The organism is Brevundimonas sp. (genome assembly GCF_032017145.1).
In the GTDB taxonomy this organism is placed as follows: Bacteria; Pseudomonadota; Alphaproteobacteria; order Caulobacterales; family Caulobacteraceae; genus Brevundimonas.
In genome coordinates this window covers 17918-39638 of sequence record NZ_DALZQC010000019.1, presented here as the reverse complement: position 1 = coordinate 39638, position 21721 = coordinate 17918, and the positions used below count along the sequence as shown (strand labels likewise).

The 21721-nt window shown below is 65.1% G+C and carries 22 protein-coding genes and 2 pseudogenes; 10 read left to right on the top strand and 14 right to left on the bottom strand.

What is annotated here, in order from left to right:
- Positions 1 to 54: 54 nt before the first annotated feature.
- Together RTU05_RS05480 and RTU05_RS05475 are read right to left on the bottom strand one after the other, a co-directional pair.
- A pseudogene (locus RTU05_RS05480) lies at positions 55 to 237 on the bottom strand (transposase); the annotation flags it as partial.
- A gap of 45 nt (positions 238 to 282) precedes the next feature.
- A pseudogene (locus RTU05_RS05475) lies at positions 283 to 939 on the bottom strand (IS110 family transposase); the annotation flags it as partial.
- Between the two features lie 288 nt (positions 940 to 1227).
- Between RTU05_RS05475 and bioB the strand changes: the two are divergent.
- The 3 genes from bioB (at position 1228) to RTU05_RS05460 (ending at position 4227) form a co-directional block, all read left to right on the top strand.
- On the top strand, positions 1228 to 2223 hold the full coding sequence (bioB, locus tag RTU05_RS05470) for a biotin synthase BioB (RefSeq protein ID WP_287103423.1): 996 nt from the start codon (positions 1228 to 1230) through the stop codon (positions 2221 to 2223).
- A gap of 158 nt (positions 2224 to 2381) precedes the next feature.
- The gene (locus RTU05_RS05465; RefSeq protein WP_287103421.1) at positions 2382 to 3074 is read left to right on the top strand and encodes an IS6 family transposase; all 693 of its coding nucleotides are present in this window, start codon (positions 2382 to 2384) and stop codon (positions 3072 to 3074) included.
- Positions 3075 to 3204: 130 nt separating this feature from the next.
- On the top strand, positions 3205 to 4227 hold the full coding sequence (locus RTU05_RS05460; RefSeq protein WP_287103420.1) for an IS110 family transposase: 1023 nt from the start codon (positions 3205 to 3207) through the stop codon (positions 4225 to 4227).
- Between the two features lie 66 nt (positions 4228 to 4293).
- Here RTU05_RS05460 and RTU05_RS05455 read toward each other — a convergent pair whose 3' ends face one another.
- The 4 genes from RTU05_RS05455 to RTU05_RS05440 are packed head-to-tail and all read right to left on the bottom strand — an operon-like array spanning position 4294 to position 6511.
- On the bottom strand, positions 4294 to 4509 hold the full coding sequence (locus tag RTU05_RS05455) for a hypothetical protein (RefSeq protein WP_287103419.1): 216 nt from the start codon (positions 4507 to 4509) through the stop codon (positions 4294 to 4296).
- Between the two features lie 46 nt (positions 4510 to 4555).
- On the bottom strand, positions 4556 to 5320 hold the full coding sequence (locus RTU05_RS05450) for a GNAT family N-acetyltransferase (RefSeq protein WP_312596413.1): 765 nt from the start codon (positions 5318 to 5320) through the stop codon (positions 4556 to 4558).
- Positions 5317 to 5862 carry a PIN domain-containing protein gene (locus RTU05_RS05445; protein WP_312596411.1) on the bottom strand — a complete coding sequence of 182 codons (546 nt, stop codon included), beginning with the start codon at positions 5860 to 5862 and terminating at the stop codon, positions 5317 to 5319. The genes RTU05_RS05450 and RTU05_RS05445 overlap by 4 nt, the downstream gene beginning before the upstream one ends.
- Positions 5863 to 5866: 4 nt before the next feature.
- Positions 5867 to 6511 (bottom strand): hypothetical protein, encoded by a 645-nt coding sequence (locus tag RTU05_RS05440; protein WP_312596409.1) that lies wholly within the window; start codon positions 6509 to 6511, stop codon positions 5867 to 5869.
- Positions 6512 to 6843: 332 nt separating this feature from the next.
- On the opposite strand from RTU05_RS05440, the gene RTU05_RS05435 reads away from it, so the two are divergent.
- Positions 6844 to 7329, top strand: coding sequence for a helix-turn-helix domain-containing protein (locus RTU05_RS05435; RefSeq protein ID WP_287106142.1), 486 nt, complete (start codon positions 6844 to 6846; stop codon positions 7327 to 7329).
- The gene (locus RTU05_RS05430) at positions 7326 to 8372 is read left to right on the top strand and encodes an endonuclease domain-containing protein (RefSeq protein ID WP_287106144.1); all 1047 of its coding nucleotides are present in this window, start codon (positions 7326 to 7328) and stop codon (positions 8370 to 8372) included. Before RTU05_RS05435 ends, RTU05_RS05430 begins: the two co-directional genes overlap by 4 nt.
- Before the next feature lie 98 nt (positions 8373 to 8470).
- On the opposite strand, the gene RTU05_RS05425 is transcribed toward RTU05_RS05430, so the two are convergent.
- The 4 genes from RTU05_RS05425 to RTU05_RS05410 all read right to left on the bottom strand — a co-directional run bounded on the left by RTU05_RS05425 (position 8471) and on the right by RTU05_RS05410 (position 13957).
- Positions 8471 to 12115, bottom strand: a complete 3645-nt coding sequence (locus RTU05_RS05425; RefSeq protein WP_287106145.1) for a hypothetical protein — start codon at positions 12113 to 12115, stop codon at positions 8471 to 8473.
- A complete protein-coding gene (locus RTU05_RS05420; RefSeq protein WP_312596405.1) occupies positions 12069 to 12383 on the bottom strand; it encodes a hypothetical protein in 315 nt (104 codons plus the stop codon). Before RTU05_RS05420 ends, RTU05_RS05425 begins: the two co-directional genes overlap by 47 nt.
- Before the next feature lie 147 nt (positions 12384 to 12530).
- Positions 12531 to 12863, bottom strand: coding sequence for a hypothetical protein (locus RTU05_RS05415; protein ID WP_287106148.1), 333 nt, complete (start codon positions 12861 to 12863; stop codon positions 12531 to 12533).
- A 29-nt stretch (positions 12864 to 12892) separates the two neighbouring features.
- Positions 12893 to 13957, bottom strand: coding sequence for a hypothetical protein (locus RTU05_RS05410; RefSeq protein ID WP_287106149.1), 1065 nt, complete (start codon positions 13955 to 13957; stop codon positions 12893 to 12895).
- Between the two features lie 268 nt (positions 13958 to 14225).
- On the opposite strand from RTU05_RS05410, the gene RTU05_RS05405 reads away from it, so the two are divergent.
- Positions 14226 to 14519: a hypothetical protein gene (locus tag RTU05_RS05405; RefSeq protein ID WP_287106150.1), complete on the top strand. Its 294-nt coding sequence runs from the start codon at positions 14226 to 14228 to the stop codon at positions 14517 to 14519.
- 8 nt (positions 14520 to 14527) lie between these two features.
- Positions 14528 to 14794, top strand: coding sequence for a hypothetical protein (locus RTU05_RS05400; RefSeq protein WP_287106151.1), 267 nt, complete (start codon positions 14528 to 14530; stop codon positions 14792 to 14794).
- A gap of 38 nt (positions 14795 to 14832) precedes the next feature.
- On the opposite strand, the gene RTU05_RS05395 is transcribed toward RTU05_RS05400, so the two are convergent.
- Both RTU05_RS05395 and RTU05_RS05390 read right to left on the bottom strand, forming a co-directional pair.
- On the bottom strand, positions 14833 to 16050 hold the full coding sequence (locus RTU05_RS05395) for a hypothetical protein (RefSeq protein WP_312596399.1): 1218 nt from the start codon (positions 16048 to 16050) through the stop codon (positions 14833 to 14835).
- A gap of 55 nt (positions 16051 to 16105) precedes the next feature.
- The gene (locus RTU05_RS05390; protein ID WP_287103984.1) at positions 16106 to 17791 is read right to left on the bottom strand and encodes a caspase family protein; all 1686 of its coding nucleotides are present in this window, start codon (positions 17789 to 17791) and stop codon (positions 16106 to 16108) included.
- Positions 17792 to 17984: 193 nt separating this feature from the next.
- On the opposite strand from RTU05_RS05390, the gene RTU05_RS05385 reads away from it, so the two are divergent.
- Positions 17985 to 18293, top strand: a complete 309-nt coding sequence (locus RTU05_RS05385) for a hypothetical protein (protein ID WP_287103983.1) — start codon at positions 17985 to 17987, stop codon at positions 18291 to 18293.
- On the opposite strand, the gene RTU05_RS05380 is transcribed toward RTU05_RS05385, so the two are convergent.
- Together RTU05_RS05380 and RTU05_RS05375 are read right to left on the bottom strand one after the other, a co-directional pair.
- Positions 18290 to 18637, bottom strand: coding sequence for an AlpA family phage regulatory protein (locus tag RTU05_RS05380; RefSeq protein WP_312596393.1), 348 nt, complete (start codon positions 18635 to 18637; stop codon positions 18290 to 18292). The genes RTU05_RS05385 and RTU05_RS05380 overlap by 4 nt on opposite strands.
- Positions 18625 to 20127, bottom strand: coding sequence for a DNA methyltransferase (locus RTU05_RS05375; RefSeq protein WP_312596391.1), 1503 nt, complete (start codon positions 20125 to 20127; stop codon positions 18625 to 18627). Before RTU05_RS05375 ends, RTU05_RS05380 begins: the two co-directional genes overlap by 13 nt.
- A 380-nt stretch (positions 20128 to 20507) precedes the next feature.
- On the opposite strand from RTU05_RS05375, the gene RTU05_RS05370 reads away from it, so the two are divergent.
- Both RTU05_RS05370 and RTU05_RS05365 read left to right on the top strand, forming a co-directional pair.
- On the top strand, positions 20508 to 20813 hold the full coding sequence (locus RTU05_RS05370) for a single-stranded DNA-binding protein (RefSeq protein WP_287104764.1): 306 nt from the start codon (positions 20508 to 20510) through the stop codon (positions 20811 to 20813).
- Positions 20814 to 21042: 229 nt separating this feature from the next.
- Positions 21043 to 21720, top strand: a complete 678-nt coding sequence (locus RTU05_RS05365; protein ID WP_312596389.1) for a hypothetical protein — start codon at positions 21043 to 21045, stop codon at positions 21718 to 21720.
- Position 21721 lies beyond the last annotated feature (1 nt).

Here is a 21721-nt window from a genome sequence, read left to right as displayed (position 1 = left end):
CTGAGGCCGAGCGCAAAGCGGCTTAACCCCGTCCACTTTTACGGGGGAAGATCAGTAGAGGGTCTTGTGCGGGCCATAAGCCGCTGGCGCGTCACGCCAGCGAAGCCCGTTGCGGTTGACGAAGATGATCCCGCTCAACACCCGGCGATCGTCAACCCTGGGCCTGCCGTGGCTCTTGGGAAAGTGCGGCCGGAGCCGCTCCATCTGCTCGTCCGTCAGCCAATATAGGTCACTCATATCCAGACTCCTCGGGAGCCTGAATCAGATCCAGCGCCTCACATCAATGGGTCCTGAGCCTAGCCGCCGGCTCGTCTCATCCTGGCGATGCCACTCAAGAATCCGTCGCTCCAGTCGGCCGATCTCTGCGCCGAGGTGTTCGAGCTGATCCGCCAACCCGCCAAGCGCTGCACACGCTAGATCCGGAAGGTCCTGATCCTCTTCCCGCAGAGCCTTCAGAGCTGCCTGCACTCCCGCCGGGCCTTGAGGCGCGACGATGCCGTACTCCCCGAGGTGGCCCCGCAGCGCGTTGATCAGCATCGTTCTCTAGCGAACCAGGAGGTCCCGAGTCTTGTGCAGCATCAACACCGCCTGCTGGGCCTTCGACTTCACAGCCACGAACCGCATGGTCGGCCGGGTGACGGCCTCGGCGATCGCCTCGGCGTCGGCGGCGTCGGTCTTGCCGCGCTTCACATAGGCCTTCACGTACGCCGGCGGCATGAGCCGCACCTCGTGGCCGATCGCCATCAGTTCACGCGCCCAGTGATGGGCCGAAGCGCACGCTTCGATGCCGACGAGGCAGGGGCCGATCGACTGGAAGAAGCCCACAACCTGGCCGCGTCGCAGTTGCCGCCTCACGACGGCCGTGCCGTCTGTGGCGACACCGTGAACCTGAAAAACAGTCTTCGCCAGATCGAGCCCGACGACAGCGATGGTCTGCATGATACCGCTCCTAGACGTGACGTCCCTGATGACGACCACGCCAGAACAGCTGGTTAGGTGGAGGTCGTCCACACCATCACGTCACGCCGCACAAACACGCAGTGCGACCGAGGCGTTCGGTCCCGCCCACTGTCACCAATGCCAGGCTTGTCGACGAGTACATTTGAGCGATAACTAATCTGCACGAGGGGTAGCATGGCTTGGACCACTGGCGGAGGATCATATCGCCTGACACAAGCCAGTCGTCCGCCCTCAAGATGACCGGTAAAGTCGGCAGTTGGAGCACACATGACGGCGAACTTGCACCTGCATTCCAGTGTCGAGCATTCCCACGAGCCGCTTCGATGGAGCCGCGACGATGCTGAGGCGGTCTACGCATCGCCCTTCAACGACCTGATGTTTCGGGCGCAGACGGTTCATCGCGCAAACTTCGATCCGAACCGGGTGCAACTCTCTCGTCTGCTGTCGATAAAGACCGGCGGCTGCCCTGAGGATTGCGGGTACTGCAGCCAGTCGGCTCAACACCAGTCCGGCCTCAAGGCCTCGAAGCTCATGGAAGTGAATCGCGTTTTGGCCGAGGCCAGGAGGGCGCGGGACGCCGGCGCCACCCGCTATTGCATGGGGGCGGCCTGGCGCAGCCCCAAGGATCGCGACATGGATGCCGTTGTCGCCATGATCGAGGGCGTCAAGGCCCTCGGCATGGAGACCTGCATGACCCTTGGAATGCTGGATCCCGGCCAGGCCCAGCGTCTGAAGCAGGCCGGCCTCGACTACTACAACCACAACATCGATACGTCCGAGCGCTACTACGCCGAGGTCATCACCACGCGGACCTTCGCCGACCGCCTGGATACGCTCGCCAATGTCCGCGACAGCGGCATCAAGGTCTGCTGCGGCGGCATCGTCGGCATGGGCGAAGAGAAGGTCGACCGCATCGACATGCTTCTAACCCTGGCCAACCTGCCCGAGCCGCCCGAGAGCGTCCCGATCAACATGCTGATCCCCATCGAGGGCACGCCGCTTGGCAAGGCCGAACCCATCGAGCCGATCGAGTTTGTTCGCACCATAGCGCTTGCCCGCATCATGATGCCGCGATCGCATGTGCGCCTGTCGGCAGGGCGCACTGCGATGAGCGATGAGATGCAGGCGTTGTGCTTCCTCGCCGGTGCAAATTCGATCTTCGTTGGCGAAACGCTGCTAACCGCAGGCAATCCCGAGGCGGACAAGGACAAGGTATTGTTTCGTCGCCTCGGCATCCAGCCGATGGAGCGGGACGCGCAATGACCCGGCGAGGTCGTCGGTCGTTTCAAAACGCGCGCGCCGACCGGCGGCGTCGGGTCAGCCGCCGCCCCAGGCATCGGCGAGCAGCGGGTGCTGTCAGTCCAACGCTAAAAAGTCTCCACTTGGGGCGCGGCTAAGCGCCTGAGGAGGAGGCGTTTTCCATGAAGCCGCTGTCGTTCAAGCGCCATCGGTTCCCGCCTGAGGTGATCCGGCACGCGGTGTGGCTGTACTTCCGCTTCAGTCTGAGCCTCAGGGACGTGGAAGAGCTGCTGGCGCAGCGCGGGATCGACGTCAGCTACGAGACCATCCGCTGCTGGACGATCAAGTTCGGCCCGCTGATCGCAAGGCGGCTGAGGAAGCGACGCCCTTGCCCTACTCCGCGCTGGCGCCTGGATGAGATGGTCTGCTCGATCGGCAGCAGACGCATGTACCTCTGGCGCGCGGTTGATGACGAAGGCGAAGTGCTGGACCTGGTGGTGCAGAGACGCCGAGACACTGAAGCTGCGCTGAAGCTCCTGCGGCGATTGCTGAGGAACCAGCCCGTGGAGCCGGAGAGCATCGTCACGGACGGGCTCGGCTCGTACGGCTCAGCACTTGAAGAGTTGGGGCTGAAGCACCTGCACCGAGCAGGTCGCCTGAGGGAGAACAACAGGGCGGAGAACTCGCATCTGCCGATCCGACGACGAGAGCGACAGCAGCAGTTGTTTAACTGCCAGTCTTCCGCCCAGCGTTTCCTCACCACCCACGCCGCCGTCTACAACACCTTCTACACTCAGCGACACCTCACCAGCCGACGCACCCTGCGCCTCTTCGGTGCGGAGGCGCATGCCGCGTGGACGGCGGCCGCCGCCTAAGCTGATCTGGGTGGGGCAAGTTGTGGGCTGCGGGAGTTAAGCTGATGGGGTGGACGGCCCCTGTGTCCGGCGTCGAGTGCGCCATAGGGTGGTCGTTGCTTACGCGGCCACAGAACAGGAACCGTCCACCATGATGACTACCACAATCGGTCTCGACCTCGCCAAGAGCGTCTTCCAGGTTCACGGCGTCAGTTCGGAAGGACAGGTCACTGTCCGCAGGAAGCTACGCCGCGCCGAGTTGATGGGCTTCTTTCGAGAGCTGCCCGCCTGCCTGATCGGCATGGAGGCTTGCGCCACCGCCCACTACTGGGCCCGCGAACTTTCGAACCTGGGCCACGAGGTGCGGTTGATGCCGCCAAGCTATGTAAAGGCCTACCTTCGCCGCCAGAAGAACGACGCGGCGGACGCCGAAGCGATCTGCGAGGCGGTCACCCGACCCACGATGCGGTTCGTGCCCGTGAAGAGCGCGGAGCGTCAAGCGGTCCTCACCCTGCACCGGACCCGGGAACTGTTGGTGCGCCAGAAGACGACGTTGATCCGTGCGATCCGAAGCCACTGCGCCGAGTTCGGTCTGGTGGTCCCTCAAGGCGCGCGCCGGGTATTTGACCTGCTGAACTTGATGCGGGAAGCGAGTTCCTCGTCTCTGCCGGAGACCGCCGTGGTGACCATGGAGACGCTCGCCGTCCAGTTGGATGCCCTGGCTGTGCAAATCCGCACGCTCGAGCGACGCCTGCTCGCTTGGCATCGCAAGAACCAGACGAGCCAGCGCCTCGCCACCATTCCCGGCGTCGGGATAATCACCTCGACTGCCTTGGCGGCCAGCATCAGCGATCCGAGCCTCTTCCGGTCCGGTCGGGAGTTCGCGGCCTTTCTGGGCTTGGTCCCTCGGCAGAACTCGTCCGGCGGCAAAGATCGCCTGGGTCGGATATCCAAGAAGGGCGACGGCTATCTGCGCAAGCTCCTGGTGGTGGGAGCAACGTCGGTGATCCGACGCGCGCGAACCGGAGTGACGCCTTCCGCCGGTTGGGTTCAGTCGCTGCTTGAACGTCGGCCATCCCGCGTCGTCACGGTCGCCATGGCCAACAAAACTGCCCGGATCGCCTGGGCCGTCATGGCGCGCGGCGAGAGTTACAGTGCTAGCACAACGGTCTGAATGAGATCGCGACGGACGCTCGGTCCGGCGCTTCGAACTGGAAGGGTGCACACGGGTTGATGATGATCAGATAAGGTAGCCGTTGTCCGGCTCGTCGACCCAGTCGTTGCGGGCGTAGCTGCCGAACAGGATGATCTTCAGGACCTGGCCGCCCTTGCGCCATTCCGCCGTGCCGCCGGCGCCCTGCTTGATCGCCGCCTCGAATTCATTGAGCAGCGTGGAGCGGACAGTCGCCAGCTCCTGCTGTTGCCGTTCGGGCAGATGGTCGAGGTTGGTCTTCATGGGAGAGAATCTAGCCGTGTTTCGGGGGCTTCTGCGAGTATATTCCTCAGTCGCCGCCTGAGGTTCTCGCCGGTTCGACGACGTCGATCACAAAGGCGCCGTCCGGCGTTCTCCAGAACCCCAGCGCTTCGGGTTTCGGGTATTTGGCCTTGTCGAAACAGAGCACCTTCCCGTCGACGACCAACTTGACGACCAGGTCGCCTGCGTCGGGCGACAGGCCGATGACGCGACGCTCCAGGGCGATCTCGCCGCCGGTCGCGACGGCGCCGGATAGGGTCTGCACCTCGAACGGCTCAACGCCATCCACGTGCACAGCGCGCTCTTGGTAGAAGCCGACCTCGACCGTCACCCTCGGCAGATCGGCGGGCAGGGCAAAGCTCCGGCCGAGAACTCTCCGAGCCGGAATTTCCTCCCATTCGGAAACCGGCCCAATGGGCTCGAACCCCATCCTGCGCCAGAATGGGAGCGAGGTGGGCGGCATGCAGGTAATGTTCAGCACCACCACATTCGCGGCCTCCGCGCGCGCCAGCGCGGCGGCGAACAGCGCCTCGCCCAGACCGCGACGCTGTCGGTCCTGGCGGACATTGAGGATGTCGGGAGCGTAGCCTCCGACCAGGAAGGCGACGGCCCTGCCGTCCTCCCGGATGACCCACAGTTCCTCATTGTCGACGGCGCGCTCGACAATGTTGCGATTGTTCCAGAAGCCCTCGTGATTGACGTCGAACTCCGCCTTCAGCCACCGCAGGATCTCGGCGGCGTCTTCGTGGGTTCCGCGCACGACATTCGGCGCATCGGCGGTGGGGTTGATCATTGGTTCTGGATCCATGCTTGGGCCTTGGCCCCGAAGACCGGAGCGATGCCGGCCAGATGATCGATCAGGGTCGCCAACGTCTTCGGCTCCTGCCGGTAACCGGCCGCCTGAGTGCGCAGCACGTCGATGAAATTTTCGCCGTGATCGTCGAGCAGCCGCGTCAGGAAAGCGTCAGGCGTCATCGCGGTCAGGCCAGTCGGCAGCGGCCGGAAGTCTTTGATGTTTGAGGTCACGATGACGGGCGCTCCGATGCTCACGGCGGCGGCGGCCACGTGACGATCCTTTGGGTGGTTGGGCATGTCGCACTCGATCCCCTCCCAGCCCTCGACCAGAGCATCCGGGAAGGCCGACTCCATGACACGACGCAGCCCTTGGGCCTTGTCAGGGGGCATGCGGTGATTGGACACCAGGTTGCGCTCAACCTCGTCCTGGATGCGGTGCGTCCAGTGAACCCGGCACAGCTCCGCCGCCGCCGCGCGCAGCAGGGTGTCGCGCAGGATCATCGGAAACAGAACATCGGCATCGAGGACGGCAATCAGCATGGGATCAATCGAGAAGGTCGGCGGACTTGGCCCTGGGTTTTGGTCGGGTGGATTTGGCGGGTTTGGCGGCCTTCGGAGGGGCGGCGGCTTTCAGGCGACGTGCGTGTTCGGAAACGACGTCATGGGCGCCGACGTCGAGCGCCCGCTCGAAGAAGGCAGTGAAGGTCGCTTCCTGAAGGCCTTTGACCCCCTCGGGCACGGTGGGATCGACGCCCGCCTTGTCTCGGTTGTGCCAGAGGTTCAGGAGGACGAGATTGGGGTTCGGCAGGAAAGCCAGGCCCAACTTGTGCTCGCCGCTCGGGCGCAGCTCCACGAACCCGTAGGATTCAAGGAGCTTCATCCGCTCCTGCCAGATCCGCACCCCTCGGGCGCCGGTAAAACCCGAGGCATAGGGTAGATCCGTCGCGCGGCCGAGGCGCACGAAGGCGTTGTCCCAGGTCGAGCACCACAGCGCGAAATAGGTTGCGCCGAGCGGCTTTCCCTTCGACAATTCATCCATGGCCCGCATAAGCAGAGGCAGGGTCTTGGGCACGGTTGCGTAGCCGTCCATCTTGCTACGGTCCCACAACCGGTCCTCCGCGTCGGGCCAGTAGGTGTCCCGCAGCGTGATGTCCTTGGACTTGATTGCCGCCGCCTTCATGCGAGCCATGGTTTGGTTCCTCTGTTGAGGCTCAGTATCGACAGAAAATGCTTTTTGAACAGTCACTTAGTCAGGCTTCGGTACTCAGAAGACCGGATTAACTGAGACTCAGAATGGTGATGTTATGACTTATATAAGTCAAAAAATGTTCTCGACTTGACGCATATCAGGCGGCGCTGGGCGGAATTCCCCAACAATGTCGGCCACTTGGCGGGCGGGCCTATGTGCTCGATGGGCTGACGTGCTGAATGGGTGCTTCGGGTGCTCCGATGTGCTGCAAGTCGGGGAATACGAAGGGGGGGCTGGTTGCGTTTGTAGCGTTTAGGAGCCATGTTGCCGGTATGCCCGCCCTGTCCCGCACCTCATCGCCCAAGACGCCTTCGGGTGGCGCGCCTGTTGGCGACCGCTCGGCCGCCGCTCGCGTGGCCGATCTCTTCACGCGGCCGGGCTCGCGGAGAGGTTCGCACTACCAGCTCCACGTCGACGACGGTCGCCAGGCCCCGGTTCCGGACGCCTTGGCCGATATCGTGCGGCAGGCCGCCCAGATGCTGGCTGAGGGCCACAGAGTGGCGCTGATGTCCGAAGAGCAACTCCTGACCACCCAGGAGGCCGCGGACCTTCTCAACGTCTCGCGCCAGTATTTCGTGCGGCTGGTGGATCGGGGTGACCTGGCGGCGGTCAAGATCGGGCGCCATCGGCGAATGCGCCCGACCGACGTCGCCGCCTACAAGGCCAAGCGAGATGCCGGCCGCAGCGCGGATCTCGACCGTCTGGTGGCCTTGAGCGAAGCGGCTGGCGGATACGACCTGGGTTCGACGCCGAGGTGATCGAGAACCGGCCCGCAAGCCTTGCGGCCAACGCGCTCTACACCGCCCTGCCCGAAGGCGTGGTGTCGGTCGATGTAAGCGCACTGCCCGAGATCCTTCGGCTGGACCTGGACACCCTGTCCGGCGTCCAGCCGATCACGGAGAGCATGGCGAAGGCCGCGGGCGGAGAGTTGCGGGACGACCCGTCGCCCGGCGAAATCGCGCTTCACCGCGAGAACGGGACGGCCTTCCAGCTCGTCCTGGTCGCCTTCAACCTGTTCGCCCTCCAGGTCGTCGAAGATCGGATTATCGGACGGCCCTATGCGATCTCCCTCGTCCCCGCCTCGAAGCGGGGGGAGGTGCAGACCGTGACGATCGACTGGATCGAAAAGATGCGGCTCGAGGCCTCTCCCTTCGAAGGAACGGCCTATGTGGGCTTCGACCCTTTCACCGGTGATCGCGGGATGTTCGGAGACGCCGCCTCATTCATGGAGAGCGGCGGCTTCAAGGACCGCCACCCCGACGAGATCGGCTTCGTGTCCGGCGGCTATCTGCTGGCGCCGGTCTCGGAGGAGGATCCGCCGCTCCTGCCAGGTGCGGGTCTCAAGGGCGAAAAGGCCAACGCCCGATACGCCAAGTTTCGGGCCAAGTCCTTCTATCGCCCGTTCAAGGACGATCGCCCCCGACGTATCTGGGGTCTAGATTCCCCCATTGAGCTGTTCGTCACCCAAGGCTTGGCGGACCGGGGGCTGTTCCCGGAAATGCGAACCCTGTTCCTCGGCGACGGGTCCGCCTTCCCGTCCTACTATCACATGCTTGACGACCCGGCGCTGCGCACCCGGCTGGACGCTTTCACCACCGCCGACTTCTACTTCCCGGACCAACGCCTCGCGGTGTTCTGCGACTCGACCCAGTACCATTCCCGCAAGGCCCAGCGAGAGAAGGATGCGAAGATCACCGCCCGGCTGGAGTCGCTCGGCTATCGGGTCCTGCGCATTCAGGGCTCAACCATCGTCGATGACCTGCCCGCCGCTCTCGACCAGATCGTCGCCGCCCTGGGCTAGGTGCGCCGGGCGTTGAGAACATGGTTGAAACTGACATGCGCCGCCGCCTTTGATCTCGCGATCTGGACATACGCGTCGGCCGCCCGGGCGCCGGTAGTCTAGTCGGATCCCGCCGGGAGGTCACTGTCGTCGGGACGCTCTGCGGCGGCTTCGGTCGCCTCATGGTCGATCAGACCCAAGCGGGCCAGGATAAGCCCCTCGGCAAAAGGCGTTATCACCCCTCGCACCACACCGATGTAATCCTCCGCCAAGGTCGGAGAGATCGTCTGGTCGGAGGCCTCAGTGGCGACCCGCTGCGCCGCTTCGCAGAGAAACAGGGCGGCATCACCCACCATTGGATGCGGATTGTCACCGAGGAACGGGACGAGGGTGTTGAGGTCTGCGGCCAGTCGCTCGGCCATCACACTGAAGAAGGCCTCCTCCTCTTCATTGAGCTCTCCATCCCGCTGTCGGCTCATGAACGACAGGGCGAAGGCCGCATCGATGCCTCGCTCGAAACGCTGCCGGGCCTCGCTTTCCGGCAAGGGTGGGAACGGGAGGTGGTCCTTCCAGTCCTGCAAAAAGGTGGTGAGGGGAAGAACAGAGCGGATGTAGACGAACCCCATAGGCGCCACGTGCCCCTGCACCACCGGCGCGAGGCTCAGGGAGCCGTCCAGGTCAAGCGCCAGGCCGCACTCCGCGAGCACCGGCTCAAGCGGGAACACGTCGATCACTGTCTCCATCGGAACCAGCGCCGCATACTCCACCTCGGGCCATTGCCAGCCGCGCGCCTTCTCAGCCGGCCGCGAAATCACCGTGGCGGTCACTCCCCGCGCCTCAAGGGCGGCCCGGATGGTTTCGCGCGTCTGTTCGATCCTCGCCTCGGCTCGCGTTCGCGCCCTGTCGGCGGCCCGTTGCAGGACACTGTGGCGACGGCTCACCGTGCCGAACTGGAGCGCGGCGGTTTGGCGAGACGAGGGGTCGTTTACGGCGTCGCCCAAGACGGCGCGGATATTCCAGAGCGTCGCCTCCAGCGCCTTGAGCGGCTCGATCGGGGGCTCGGCGGTGTTGCGCCAGACGGCCGGGTCCTGAAGCTTCAACGCCTCGCGCGCCAGGTCGACGGTCCGCGCGGCGATGAGGCTGGGCTTGTCGCTGATCCCGTCCGTCAGCTCCGTCATCAGTCGCTCGAGCCCCGTGACGAACCCATGCAGATAATCGCGACCCGCCATCGCGCCGGCGGCGAGCGGTCCGCCCTGAACATTCTCGACAGACGGCGGGCTGACGAAGGTGGTCAGGAGCTTGCGAACCTGCAGCAGAGCCAGCCAGCGCGCGTCAGGCCGCGTCTGCCGGCAGTAGAAGTCGCCCGCCTGCTCGACCCAGCCGGCGACCTCCCGAATGGCCGAGGCCAGGAAGGTGACCCGCCCCGTCGCGGTGCCAGTGGCGACCAGCCGGCTGATGGCGCGGGACTGCGCTCGATTCCAGGCAACGGTCGCGTCCGGTGTCACCGCCCTTCGGACAAGCCTGAGCGTCGCCATTGTGTGATCGCCCATCCCGGCAGGCTGGCCGTCCGCCCAGACGGCGTCGCAGACGATCCGTTCTGCTGCGGGGGCCACAGCCGCCAGCTTGCGGCAGTAGGCGACCGCCGCGGCGTGAATGTCGGGCTGCACCTCGGGGTGAACAAACTTCAGGTTCGAGAATACGGCGGCCTGCCCTTCAAACTCTCCGAGGGTCGGAGGCGTCGCCCACGCCGTCTCCACATAGAGACGATCCAGCAAATGCTCGGTCCCGCCTGCGGCGTCGACAAGCGTCTGCGCCGGTTCAACGCCCCGCATCCACGCCGTCTCAAGGAGAGGTATCAGCGAGTCCAGGTCGGGATCGCCGAGTTCCGGCGGGACCAAGGTCATGGTCGGCGGCTCGGGCGCGCCGTGAAGCGGAAGCAGCGCAGCGGCCAGGGCATTGGCCTCGGCCCAGTTCAGCTCAGGCGGCGACACGCCGTCCCCGATACGGTCGAGCAGCGCGCGTCGTCGATCCGGAACCGTGAGCGTGGCGAAAGCGGCCCTCGCGCGGTTAAAGTTGGCGAAGATGGGATCGTCACCGAACTCCGAATTCATCGAGGCCAGGGTGAACAGGGTGTCCGTGCTGCGATCGTCCAGTTCGGCTTCCCTGGAAATCTCCAGCCAACGCGCGGCCACATCGTCCGCCGTGGCCAGACCGAGGCCGTGGAACGCCCCGATCCAGGTCGCGGCGTCCGCGTCTCCGAGGCGCTCGACCAGGCCGTCCATGACCACCGCCTCGGCCTCCGGCCAGCGCCGCAGCACGCCCGCAATGAAGGCGGCCAGACTGGCGGCGGTGAGGGTCGCGAGCGCCGCGGCGATCGCGACCTCCGGCGTGTCCCCAAGCAGGGATCGCACCGCCTCGTCCAGGTGCTGCGAGCGGATCTCGTGAAGACCCGCGATGGACCCGTCCGGACGGACCCGAACGGCGTGCTCATCGACCAGCCGCTGCATGGCCTGGGCGAAGGCGATCTCGTCGAGATTTTCGCGATCACGGAGGCGGATCGGGTCCACCGCGCCCCCATGGGCCGAGGCGCAGGCGACCGCGCGCAGCACGCGCAGTTCGGCTCCCCGGCCTTCGGCGAGACGCCGCCGCACCTGTTCCTGTATCGTCTCGGCAAGGCGTCGGCCCGCCGTGAGCAGGTGGACGTACTCGAGCAGGAGCCCTTCGCTCTTCTCGAAAGGCTCTCGCCAGTGGGCGAACTCAACCGAGCCCTGGGCGTGCAGCGCCGCCCAAAGCCGTGCCGCCAGGTCCTCGTTAAGGGTCGGACGGATGGCGCGGGTTCGGGTCGCGGTCGCCAGCAGGAACAGGTCCTCTTCGCGAACCGTGGCCAGAGCGAGCAGACCGGGGGTCTGTTCGACCTCCTTGACCAGACCATCCCAGCCGTCGGTCGCGTCGCGGCCCGCATCGTCGAGAACGAAGCCGACCGGACGCGCGGTCGTGGCCTCGAGGCGCTTGGCCAGGGTCGCGATACGCCCCACATCCCCTTCCCTGAGACCCCTCAGCCGATACCAGCGGACCGTATGGCGAGAATGGTAGGCGGCAAGCCAGGCGAGCGCTGACTTACCCGCGCCAGAGGGTCCGACGACCAGAGCAGCTCTGCGGCTTTCGAGCGCCTCCAGCACCTCTGCGACGGCCTCGGGCCGATCGAAGACGAGGCCCGCGCCGACGTGGCCGGGCGCTGTGTTGACGCCGGAATAGAAGCCCTCGGCCGGCATCGCCGCCGTGAAATCCGCGACGTCGGCCAAACCGGCCGTAAGGTCCAGATATCCAGCCGGGTCTATCAGACCGGCGGCGTGGTCGAGCCGCTCCTGCACATCCGTTCGACCGAGGCTGAAGATCGCAGGCGGCGCAGCTCGGTAGTTCCGATCGGCGCGTTCACCGGCGATGTCCCGCAGCATCTGGGCGACCAATGTCCTGGCTGCCGGATCAAGTCCCGAAGGAGCTAGGGCGTCGGCGCAACGCGTGAGCGGCTCGGGTTCAACGACCACGCTGATCCGGCCCCGCAGCGCGTCCAGATCGAAGCCGTCGGGGAGCTGGACCCTCAGCGCCTGAGTGAAAGCATCCAGCGCCTGGCCCGACGATGCGAGGCTCTGGTGAAAGCCAGTCTCCACCAGATCGGCGGGCGGCCGCTCCAGGACAACCGCGATCCGGCATCTGGGGTCATCGCTCCAGCCGGTCGGGAAGATCGAGCGCCGCTTTGGCGACATAGCCGGCAATCTCGGCCGTGCTGAACAGGCCTCTGGGGTCGTGCCGGGATTTGATCTGGACCCGCGTCTCCAGGTCCTCGCCGTGCAGGGTGACGTCGTCGACGCCTTCCGGGACGACCGTGACCCATGCCGCGTCGCCGGACCAGGCCGCTGCCGCCAGCCAGGCCGAAACCGCATCCTGATACCGGAAGCCCCGGCCGGCGCGCGCGCCGCTCCGGGTCCGCGCCCAGAGTTCCGCGTCAATCAGATGCAGTTCGTCCGGCTGCAAGCCCATGGTGGATCAAGCCCCTCCTCCCAAACCCGAAGCCACGCGGAGGTCGGGCCGGGTCGAAGAGACCAGATGGGTATCCGACGGCTACGTCACTATGGGTCGTTCGGCCGGAGGCGCGGGTCCATTGTGGAACCCGCCGGTTTCTCACCTCCCGGCCAACCGGGCTGCATAGGCGTCCCGCCGCTTCGACCAGGTCTGCTCCGCAAGCGCTTCGACGGCCTTGGCCTGGTCCAAGTCGCGGAAGAAGATCCCGCCATTCACATTGACCGATTCATGTCCCAGCGATCCCGCCGCCTCGGCGACGGCGCTCGGCCAGAACGGGTCCCAGTAGGGCCTGGAGCCATGGCGGTTCTTTCGCTTCATCGGGATCCGGAATGCGAACTCCGAGACATGGGCCGACCAGGCTTCTGTCAGCTTTCTCCGCTCGGCCTCATAGGCCGGGTCCTTGTCGATGAAGATCCGCTTCGTCAGTCCCATCGGTATGCCTCCTTTGTTGGCTCGACCGATCAGGCCTCGCGCCGGCGTCCGCCCCGTTCGAGATCATAACGCTCTACCTCCGCCCGCACGCGGTCATGGCCGCCAGCCTTCAACCAGCCACGACGCCGCCGTTCGGCCGAGCGGAGCGTGATCCCCATCAGATAGGCGACGGCCATAGGGCTCTTGTTCAGGTCGAAGAGACGGTAGCAGGTTTCCGCGCCGCGCTTGGTCAGGTGGCCCGTCGGCGGAATGTAGTCGTCGCGAAAAGTTCGGCTGGGACGCTGATTGTAGTAGAAGCCCGGGGCCAGATCTCCGACAAGTTCGGTTCCAGTCAGGTCGAGCTCCGCACGCAGGGCAGCCACCCGTTTGTTCTCGGCCGCGACGAGTTTGCGGATCTTCGCATCCAGCCGCTTCAGCTCGTCCTCGAAGACCTGCTCGGCCATCTCGAACGTCACGCCCTTCATCGACAACTGGGTGATGAACTTGCCCCGCGACCGCTCCCATAATCCCTTGGCGAACGCTCGCATCCGGTCCAGGGCCTCGCCCTTGTAGGCCGGCGCCTTGAACGACAGGTAGTCGGTGTTCCAGGTGGTTCGGGTCACATCCGACATGACCTCGTGGATGCGGTGAGCGATGTCGTTTCGGTAGTTCATCAAGGCCTGAAGCTCATCGGCCTCCGCCCGCGTGAACATGCCGATCTGGACCGCACAGCCGAACGCCGCCTTCAGTTGCCGGCCCCGATTGTACTCGCTGGCGAGGGTTCGGCGGATGATGTCGCTGTCGTCCGCGGAAATCTCGCCGCGCCCCTCGGCGTCCATCAGGACGCGCGACGTCAGAGCGGAGATGCGACGTTCCTCCGTCGGCTCCCAGAAAGGCGCGTCGGGCGCAAGCTTGGTTCGCGGGTAGACGTTCGCCATCATAAACTCGCGAACCCGGTCGTCGTAGTACAGGTAGAGCGTCGCCTCGACCGAACGGTACCGCAGGATGTTCCGCTCAAGCGCGGACGCGCGCCCTCCACGAGGATCGTCGTATTGGCTGGCTGGGAAGGTGTGGCCGTGCTGACGACGGCGATGGTCTTTGCTGAAACCGGGCATGGGATGTGTCCATCGCGCCCGGACCGTCGCCGAGCGACCTAACTCAGCGCCGACGCACAGGATGCGCGTCGGGCGGGCGAATATCTGGAGCGGCGTCTCGTGCGCATGGCGACCAGTCTGGCATAGTCCTGTTCACTTCGCGAGCGTTGAAGAACGTCCCTCGAGGGCGGGAAAGGGCAGCCCGCCTTCGAGTCTCCCGAAAGCGCTGGATCGGAAGGCCTGGCGCCGGGTAAGGCTGCGACACGTTCGATTGCAACCCGGAGTCTCCATGCCCCCTTTCCCAGATCCGAAGGACGTCGCTGACATCTTCCGCTCGTACCCGTGGTCGAAGACCCTCTCCGTGACGACAGGGGCTGCGACGACGGCAGACATCAGTCCCTTCGTGACGGGCGTCATCGATGAAGCTGTGAACGCGGGCATCCAGTTGAAAGGCGTGCGCCTCGACAGCGTCTACCACGCCGCCGTCAATGCGCCGCCGTACTTCGGTGCAAAGGCCTACAAGGGCGTGATGATTGTTCAGTCGCCGAGCTTGGACGACCTGATTGAGTTCGTGGTGAAGTGAGAAGCCAGATGACGAAGGCCGAAGGTCTGGGCGTCTTGCTGTTCGCTGAGCGCACCGAGCCGGTAAAGTACAACTTCGAGACCACGGGGACCGGTGGTTACGGCCGGATCGCCGGGGACTTTGATTTGAGCGACGCGCTTTATGCGACCGACGTCACGCTGCAGCTCGAAACCGGCGAAATTATCCCGATCCGGCTGCGCGACGCCGACCCGGTCACCGGGTCTCGTTTCGACATTCTCACTGATAGCTCGCCGCTCGAGTCGGCAACCGAGTAGGTCGGGTCACCCGAACCGACGACCTCCAGGACAACGGGTCAGACGAAGCCGTAAGCCTCCTCGGCATAATGGCGAACTTCGTCACTGGCGCGCGCCGCTAGTCCGTCCAGATAGCTCAGGAAGGCGTCGCCGTTCCGGACAGAGAAGAACTTCGCCTTCATCTCGAGGTCCCGGGCCAACGGCTGCTCCCCCAGCAGCGTCTCGAACATCCGGTCGATGAACATGGCGTCGACATAGGGGCCGTAGGTCGAGATCGCCCGGATGTCATTCATCGTGCCTCGATCCGGCGGCCGCTGGTTGTTGGCGATCCGACGCGCCAGGCCAGCGAACAGGTAGGACGAAATCCGATGAGCGGGCTGTTGGTGGTTCCCCGCCCAGTCCCAGAACTTCACCACCTCAGCGGTGGACTGTCCCGGGTCGATGCCGCGCTTCTCGAAGAAGACCTTTAACTGTCGGAACTGCCGCATGATCGCGCTCTCGCCGCCTTCGAACACCTCGATCCAGTCCTCGCTCTCGATACCCTTCTGCACCCTCTCGATCGAGGTCAGGACCGCGCCGCGATTGGCGCTCGCCATGCTGTTGAGTTCCCGGGCCAGCACCGTCGTGAACGAAGGCTTCTCTTGCGCCCAGTGCGCCGCAAGCGCCTGAAACTCGCTCGCCGTGGCGTCGCGCCCCGCGCGGACCCCCGGTGCGAACTGGGTGAAAGACATGTTGGTCGAGATGTGGAGCTCGGGGATCCAGTCATTGCGTTCACCGTCGAGGATGTCGTCGACGCTGAAGTCGAGATCGGGCGGAGGCCTCCCGTCGGCATAGGCTTCGGCGAAGGCCCAGACCTGGGCCATGACGATGTCCTCGACCCGGTGGAACTCCGTGTCGCCGGACAGCATATCGTGGGCGAGGGAGAGCCCGTCGGCGATGCTCTCGGCGACCAGGGTCTCGTCGTCGTGGATGTTGGACGCCGGAAAGACGGCCTGCTGCAGCAGATAGGCGCGCTGCACTGCGTCATGGAGCCGGATCCAGAAGGATCGGCTGGTGGCGCTCTCGCGGAGCGTCCCGGTCGAGACCTTGTAGACATTGCTGATGGCGAACTGATCGAGATAGATCACCGCCTTGTCGACAGGCGGCAAGGGTTCCCGGATCGCGTGCCGGCATCTCTTGCAGCGGCGGGTCAGCGTGGAGCCGCCGACCGACAGCACGCCAAGTGAGCTTTGAGCGAAGCAGGCCGGGCAGTCGCGAAAGGGTGCGCGCTCGAACATGGATGCGCTGCCCTCGCTCAGGCTGCGGCGGGGTACAGAACTTGCTGCATGTCCATCACCTCGGACGCGCCAGGGTGACCGCCCCGTCGCCGTGGAGCGTGGCCAGAGCGCCATCGGCAGTGAACGCCACGCCCTGCAAGGACATATCGCTCAGTCGGGCTGGCCAGTGCGTGACAGTCGATCCGTCGCGAGCATCGACGGCGTGAACCTCACCGTCTGCCATTGCGACGGCGATAAGGGGCCCATCGGGAGAGACGTCGCAAAAGAGCGCATGATCCTCGCCGAGGCGCTCCAGCCAAATTTCCTCCAGACACAGCGACGCCGTGTCAGGAAGCGGATCGTAGCCGCCGTAGTCGACATTGCGGGTGCGGGTGAGAACCTTTGGCCGACCTGTCTTCGGCCGACATCTTCGCACGCTTCCGTCGCTGCCGACGATCACCAGGTCTCCGTCCTCGAGCACTGCTACGTCGTTAAGATGATCGACGTGAGGACTGCGCTGGGTGACCTCGACGAACTCGCCGGTCTGGACGTCGATCCGCGCGACGGCGCCTTGAGACCCGACCACCCAGGCGAACCTGTCGTCCTTGAAGACAGCCCCATAAGGGTCGAAGGGGAGCTCCCTGCGAGACGTCACGACAGGCGCGGCGCCGGAGAGGTCGAGGATCACGAGCCGCGCCGTGTCATAAGCGATCGCGTGCGCTCCGCCCGGTGCGGCCCGAAGTCCATAGTAGTCTTGGTCAAGCGCACAGGTCTCCGTCGCTCCGGCCCGTACGATGCTCACACCGATGGCTCCCTGCGTGGCGACCAGGCCCTTGGGCAGAAAATCGGCCGTGAGAGCATCGTGGGGCAGCAAGGCCGCGCGCGTCATCTCACCGTCCTTGGACCTGATGTTCCAGAGCGCGCGGTTTCGCCCGGTGACCAGGAGGTCGGCACCATCGCGCGACCGCATCAGCGTCAACGGCCCATGGTCCATGCTTCGCAGGGGCGTCTGCACGATGGTCGGCGCATGGAAGCGTGGGAGATCGGTCCAGGCCGCAGGCGAACGAAGGCCGGACTTGACCCAGGGATGCTGTCGCTGACTGCCGGCGTCGACGGCCTTGCCCACGCGCGCGAACATATCATCCAGATCGATTGTATGGTCTCGCGCCTGCTCCGCGAACGCTGTGGTGTATCGGCTGGTGACGCCCTCCCCATCCCAGGCCACGGCTCCCGCCGATGTGGACCAGGCCACGAGAAGGTTCGGCTGGTCACCGACGGGCCCGCCTTGCCGGGCGCCGAGCTGGGTCCAGCGCTCGACCTCGGCCGGATCCAGCGGTTCACGACACGCATCGAGGACCAGCACGCCGACACCGGCGCAGTGCCTGAAGGCCTCCTCCAACTCTGACACTGGCATCCCGAACTGATGCAGGCCCCAAGCCGTCAGCGGAAACGGAAAGTCGATCGGCAGAACAACGCCCTTGCCGAAGTGCTCAAACCCATGTCCGGAGAAGTACAGGACGGCGTGATCGGCATCCCGATTGTCAGCGGTGAACCGATCCACGGCCTCCATGATTTCGGCCAGCGTGGGGTTCTCGAGGCTGTGACAGGCGAATGAGCGGGACTCCAGAGCGGTTCGGACGAGCCGGACGTCCTCGAGAGGCGTAATCAAGGCGTCCTCGCCTTCGTAATCACGCACACCGATCAGCAGCGCGATCCGTTTGGATAGCGCGGTGTTGCGCTTGGAAAGTCTGTATCCGCTCAAGCTTGCTGTTCCACACGGGTTGTCGTCGACCCAAGGAGATTGCTGCGGGCTTGATGATGGTTCCAGCCCAACCTTCGGATGAGAATGCGGTTTCTCCGGCGGACGCGCTCCGGTGGACAACATCTCCGCCAAGCTCCACCGTTAACGCTGTGGTTTAAGCCGGCGTTCAGCGGGACGGTCCTAGTCCGTGTCTATGAGTTTCCCCGTCGCCGTTCCCGACCGTCGCATCCTGGCCCGCACCTGCTGCGCCGTGCCGTGCATGGTCTATTTCGGACCCGACGACTGGACGGCCGGCAGCCTGCTTCAACTGGACCTGCACGGCGCTCGCCTGAGGCTGAAGCAGCCACGGGGCGAGGTGAACGAGGAGGTTCGTCTGGTCTTCGCGGACGGCGAGGAGCTTTTCGGCCGGACCAGTTGGCGGGTCGGCGCCGTCATCGGGGTACAGCGTCAGGCCCGCAATGCGCGCCTCACGCGCATTTCCGCCCTCTCCCTCGCCGCCTAGAAGTCGAAACCGAGCTGTCCCTCCACGACGGTGGAGCGGGTCCGCCGGGGCGGCTTGCGCGCCTTGCTTGCCGCCGACTGCGCGGTCGGCTGTGGATCGGGCGCTGACGGGCGGACAGCGGCGCGCGGCTCGGTCGGCCTAAGGGAGATCGGGCGCGGGGCTGCGGACGGGACAGCCGTCGCGATGTTCAGGCCAGTCGCTTCGCCGCGGGTCTCGTTCCAGACGACGATGTCGCGCTCACGCCAGGCGACGCGGCCGGGCGAGATCGGCACGGGCTCGGGGAAGTCGCCCGCGCGTCTGAGCCGCCAGGCCGTGGTCCGCCCGAGGCCCGTCAGTTCGCGCACCTGACGCCACCCTCGCGGCCCTTGTAGCCCTTGTGGCTTTGCTGCTTGCGATCCAGCGAGGCGGCCTCATGGAATTCGAAGCCAGCTTCACGCGCCGCTGCGCTAAGGGCGGCCCAGACATCGCCGTCGGTGTTGTGGAACACTACGGTCGCCCACCCGCCAGGCTTCAGAACCCGAGCGATTTCCTTCATCGAAGCGGTCATCAGGCCGGCGTAGTCCTTCAGCGACTTGCCGCCGCTGGCCACGGAGAGGGAACGGTTCACGACCGCTTCGCGCGTCGGGTCGGTGATACGCCCCAGCCAGGATTCCCAGATCAGATTGCAGTCGGCGTAGAAGATGTTCGAGCCGAAGGGCGGATCGGTGAAGACATAATCGACGGAGGCGTCGGCGACGCCCGTCAGTTGGGTCGCGCTGCCCATGAGGACGTGCGGGGTCTCTGTCGGCGCTCCGAGCGCCTGATAGTAGGCCTGCAACTGGCCGATCTTCTTGCGCATCACCTCCAGCACATTCGCCTCGGCCGACAGCTGGGGAACGTACAGGGTGCCGGTCAGAGGGCGGTGGCCGCCGCGCGCGTTGAAACGCCGCATCCGCGTGCCGTGCCAGGCGGTGTTGGTGAAGGCGAAAGCCAGGGCGCGGCGCAGACGGTCGTCCGGCTCCGCCAGGACGCCTCGCCACAGGCGGCCCAAGGCGATCCGATTACGGTCAGTGTACATGTCGCGCACCGGTTTCTCGCACGCCTCGCAACGGAAGACGTCGCTCCAGACCGTGTACTCGATCGGGCGTTTGGCGCCGACGGGCGTGTAGAGCCAGGACATGGTCGGCTCGACCGCGTCCCGAAGGCGCTCGAAGGCGGCGCGAAAGGCCTTCGGATCACAGGGCGCGGTGTAATTCCTGGCGATATGGACGGCCGCCGGCGAGAGGTCGGACAGAATGGCGTTTCGGCCGCTGTCGAGCGCAGCCACGCCGGTCATGCCCGACCCGCAGAACGGGTCGCTGATCAGATCGCCCGGCTCGGTGAAGACCTCGATGAAGGGCTTGATCGCCGAGGGCGGCACCTTGGTGTGATAGCTGTGCGCCCTGTAGGTCGTGCTCGCCTTGGAGACCTCGATCCTCGCCGGAATTCGGCCCTCGATATCCGGCGCCAGCGATATCGGCGTCGCGTGGGGCGTGAACGCACGCTTCGGGGCCTTGGGATGGGTGATCGCCATCTGCTCGGCGCGCGCACGAACCGCCGCAACCGCGGCGGCGGTATCGGCGTCGATCGCGCCCTGGACATCCGCCGGAAGCTTCCCGCTTTCGAGAAGGAGAAGATCGGCCGGGACGTTCAGAACGGCGGCCAACGCCTGGCTCTGGGCGTCGGAAAGCGATCGCTCCCCGGCCTCCACGCGGCTGATGAAGGATTTGTCCACGCCCAGCTTGCCCGCCAGATCGGTCACCGTCAGGCCCATAGCCTCCCGGCGTTTCTTGATATGGCTGGCGGGGATGGTCATACGCGGCTCTCCTACTCCCGGAGAGAGTCGCACCGTTGCCAAAACTGGTCAACGCTGCGTCGCGGGATATCTCCGCGCTGCTTGGATTGCTGGTGAAGTCCGCCGTTTTCCGTGGATTCCGCGCTGGGGCATCTATTGTTCTGTGTAAGCGCGGTGGGGCGTGGATCGGTTTGCGGCCCGCGTCCGCTTCGACCCGATCGTGCATATCGGTTCGCCGCCATCTCTACGGAGCGCCTAGGAAGACATGATCAGCTTCAGCGCTTGGCCGAGCGGCTGTTCGCGCGAAACCGAAAGCCGGAAAGAGAAGGAGGAAGGGCGGGGCAATCTGAGCGGGTGACTGCGGAAAGGGTTCACGGTGCTCGACTTAAAGGAGACGAACAATGCAGAATGTAGTTTTTGTAGGTCATCTCGCGACCGATCCGCAGATAGCCGAAGACTTCGGCAAAGCGGTTTTCAGACTACTGGAGCGCCGTATGGGCGGTGATGGGAAGCCCCAAACCATCGGCGTCAACTGCGTCAGCTGGGGCTCGAGCCTCAATCGGAAGATCTTGCCTCGCGTGCCCCGAGGTTCCGAAGTTATGGTGACAGGCGCATTTTCAGACACGAAGTACATAGCCCATGACGGTTCTCCGAGAGAGGCAAAAGAGCTGGTTGTCAGCCGGCTAACAGTCTTGGACTGGGTCTAGCTCAAGACCCTCACTTCTCTGTCCGAGTGAAAATGCGAATTCAGAGTGGAGGTCTCCGCATGGATTGACTTAGCCATGCTCGAACTCAGCATGACGACCGCACCCGCGTTTCCGCGAAGCTCCAGCACCTGGCTGAGTTTGGATGAGCCCTTCAGCCTCGCGCCGGCAATGGACGCCGCTCCGTCGTGTTCCTACAGTTGCCCCACCTGAATGTTCGGAAGGTCACGCAGTGACAGAGGCGCTTCTCAATCAACTGGTCGAAACGGTAGAGGCGCACTATGCCGCCCCCGACGCGCCGCCCCTGCTCGCCTCTCGCTTCGGACAGGCCAACAAGGCCCTTTTGAACGACCTGAAGGGCGCCTACGGCGGACTGCTGGCTGCCGTCCGGGCCGCTGGTGAGGACCGGCTCAAGATCGCCGACAGCCGGCCCGGGCGGGAGGTCATCGCGCCGGCGGACCGGGCCGCGGATATCGGCAACGAGGTTCAGCAACTGTCCGCCACGGCGCGGGCGGCGGGCTCCAGTTTCGACAGCCTTCCCAAGTCCGTGCAGATCGCCTTCTGCGTTAGAACGGAGGCGGGAGAGATCGTCACCCTGCGCGTGACCTCCCCGTTCGACTACAAGCGCATCAAGGTCGGCGAACTGGTGCGGCCCGGCTTCCGCGTCATCGCTGAGGAGTATCGCAAACCCGGCCTCGCCCTCTCCTCCGCGACAGTGCAGGACAAGCAGGCCTTGTGGCAGCAGTTCCTCGCCTGGGCGCAGCAGGAGCAGCTCGACCCATCGACCTTCCAGGCCGCCAAGAAAGACAGCAACGCCCTGGCCCGTTTCCTCGCCGCCCAACCTTCGGACATCATCGGCCGCATCGTCATTCCGGCCGATATCGCAGAGATCCTTCTTCGGAGGAGCTAGC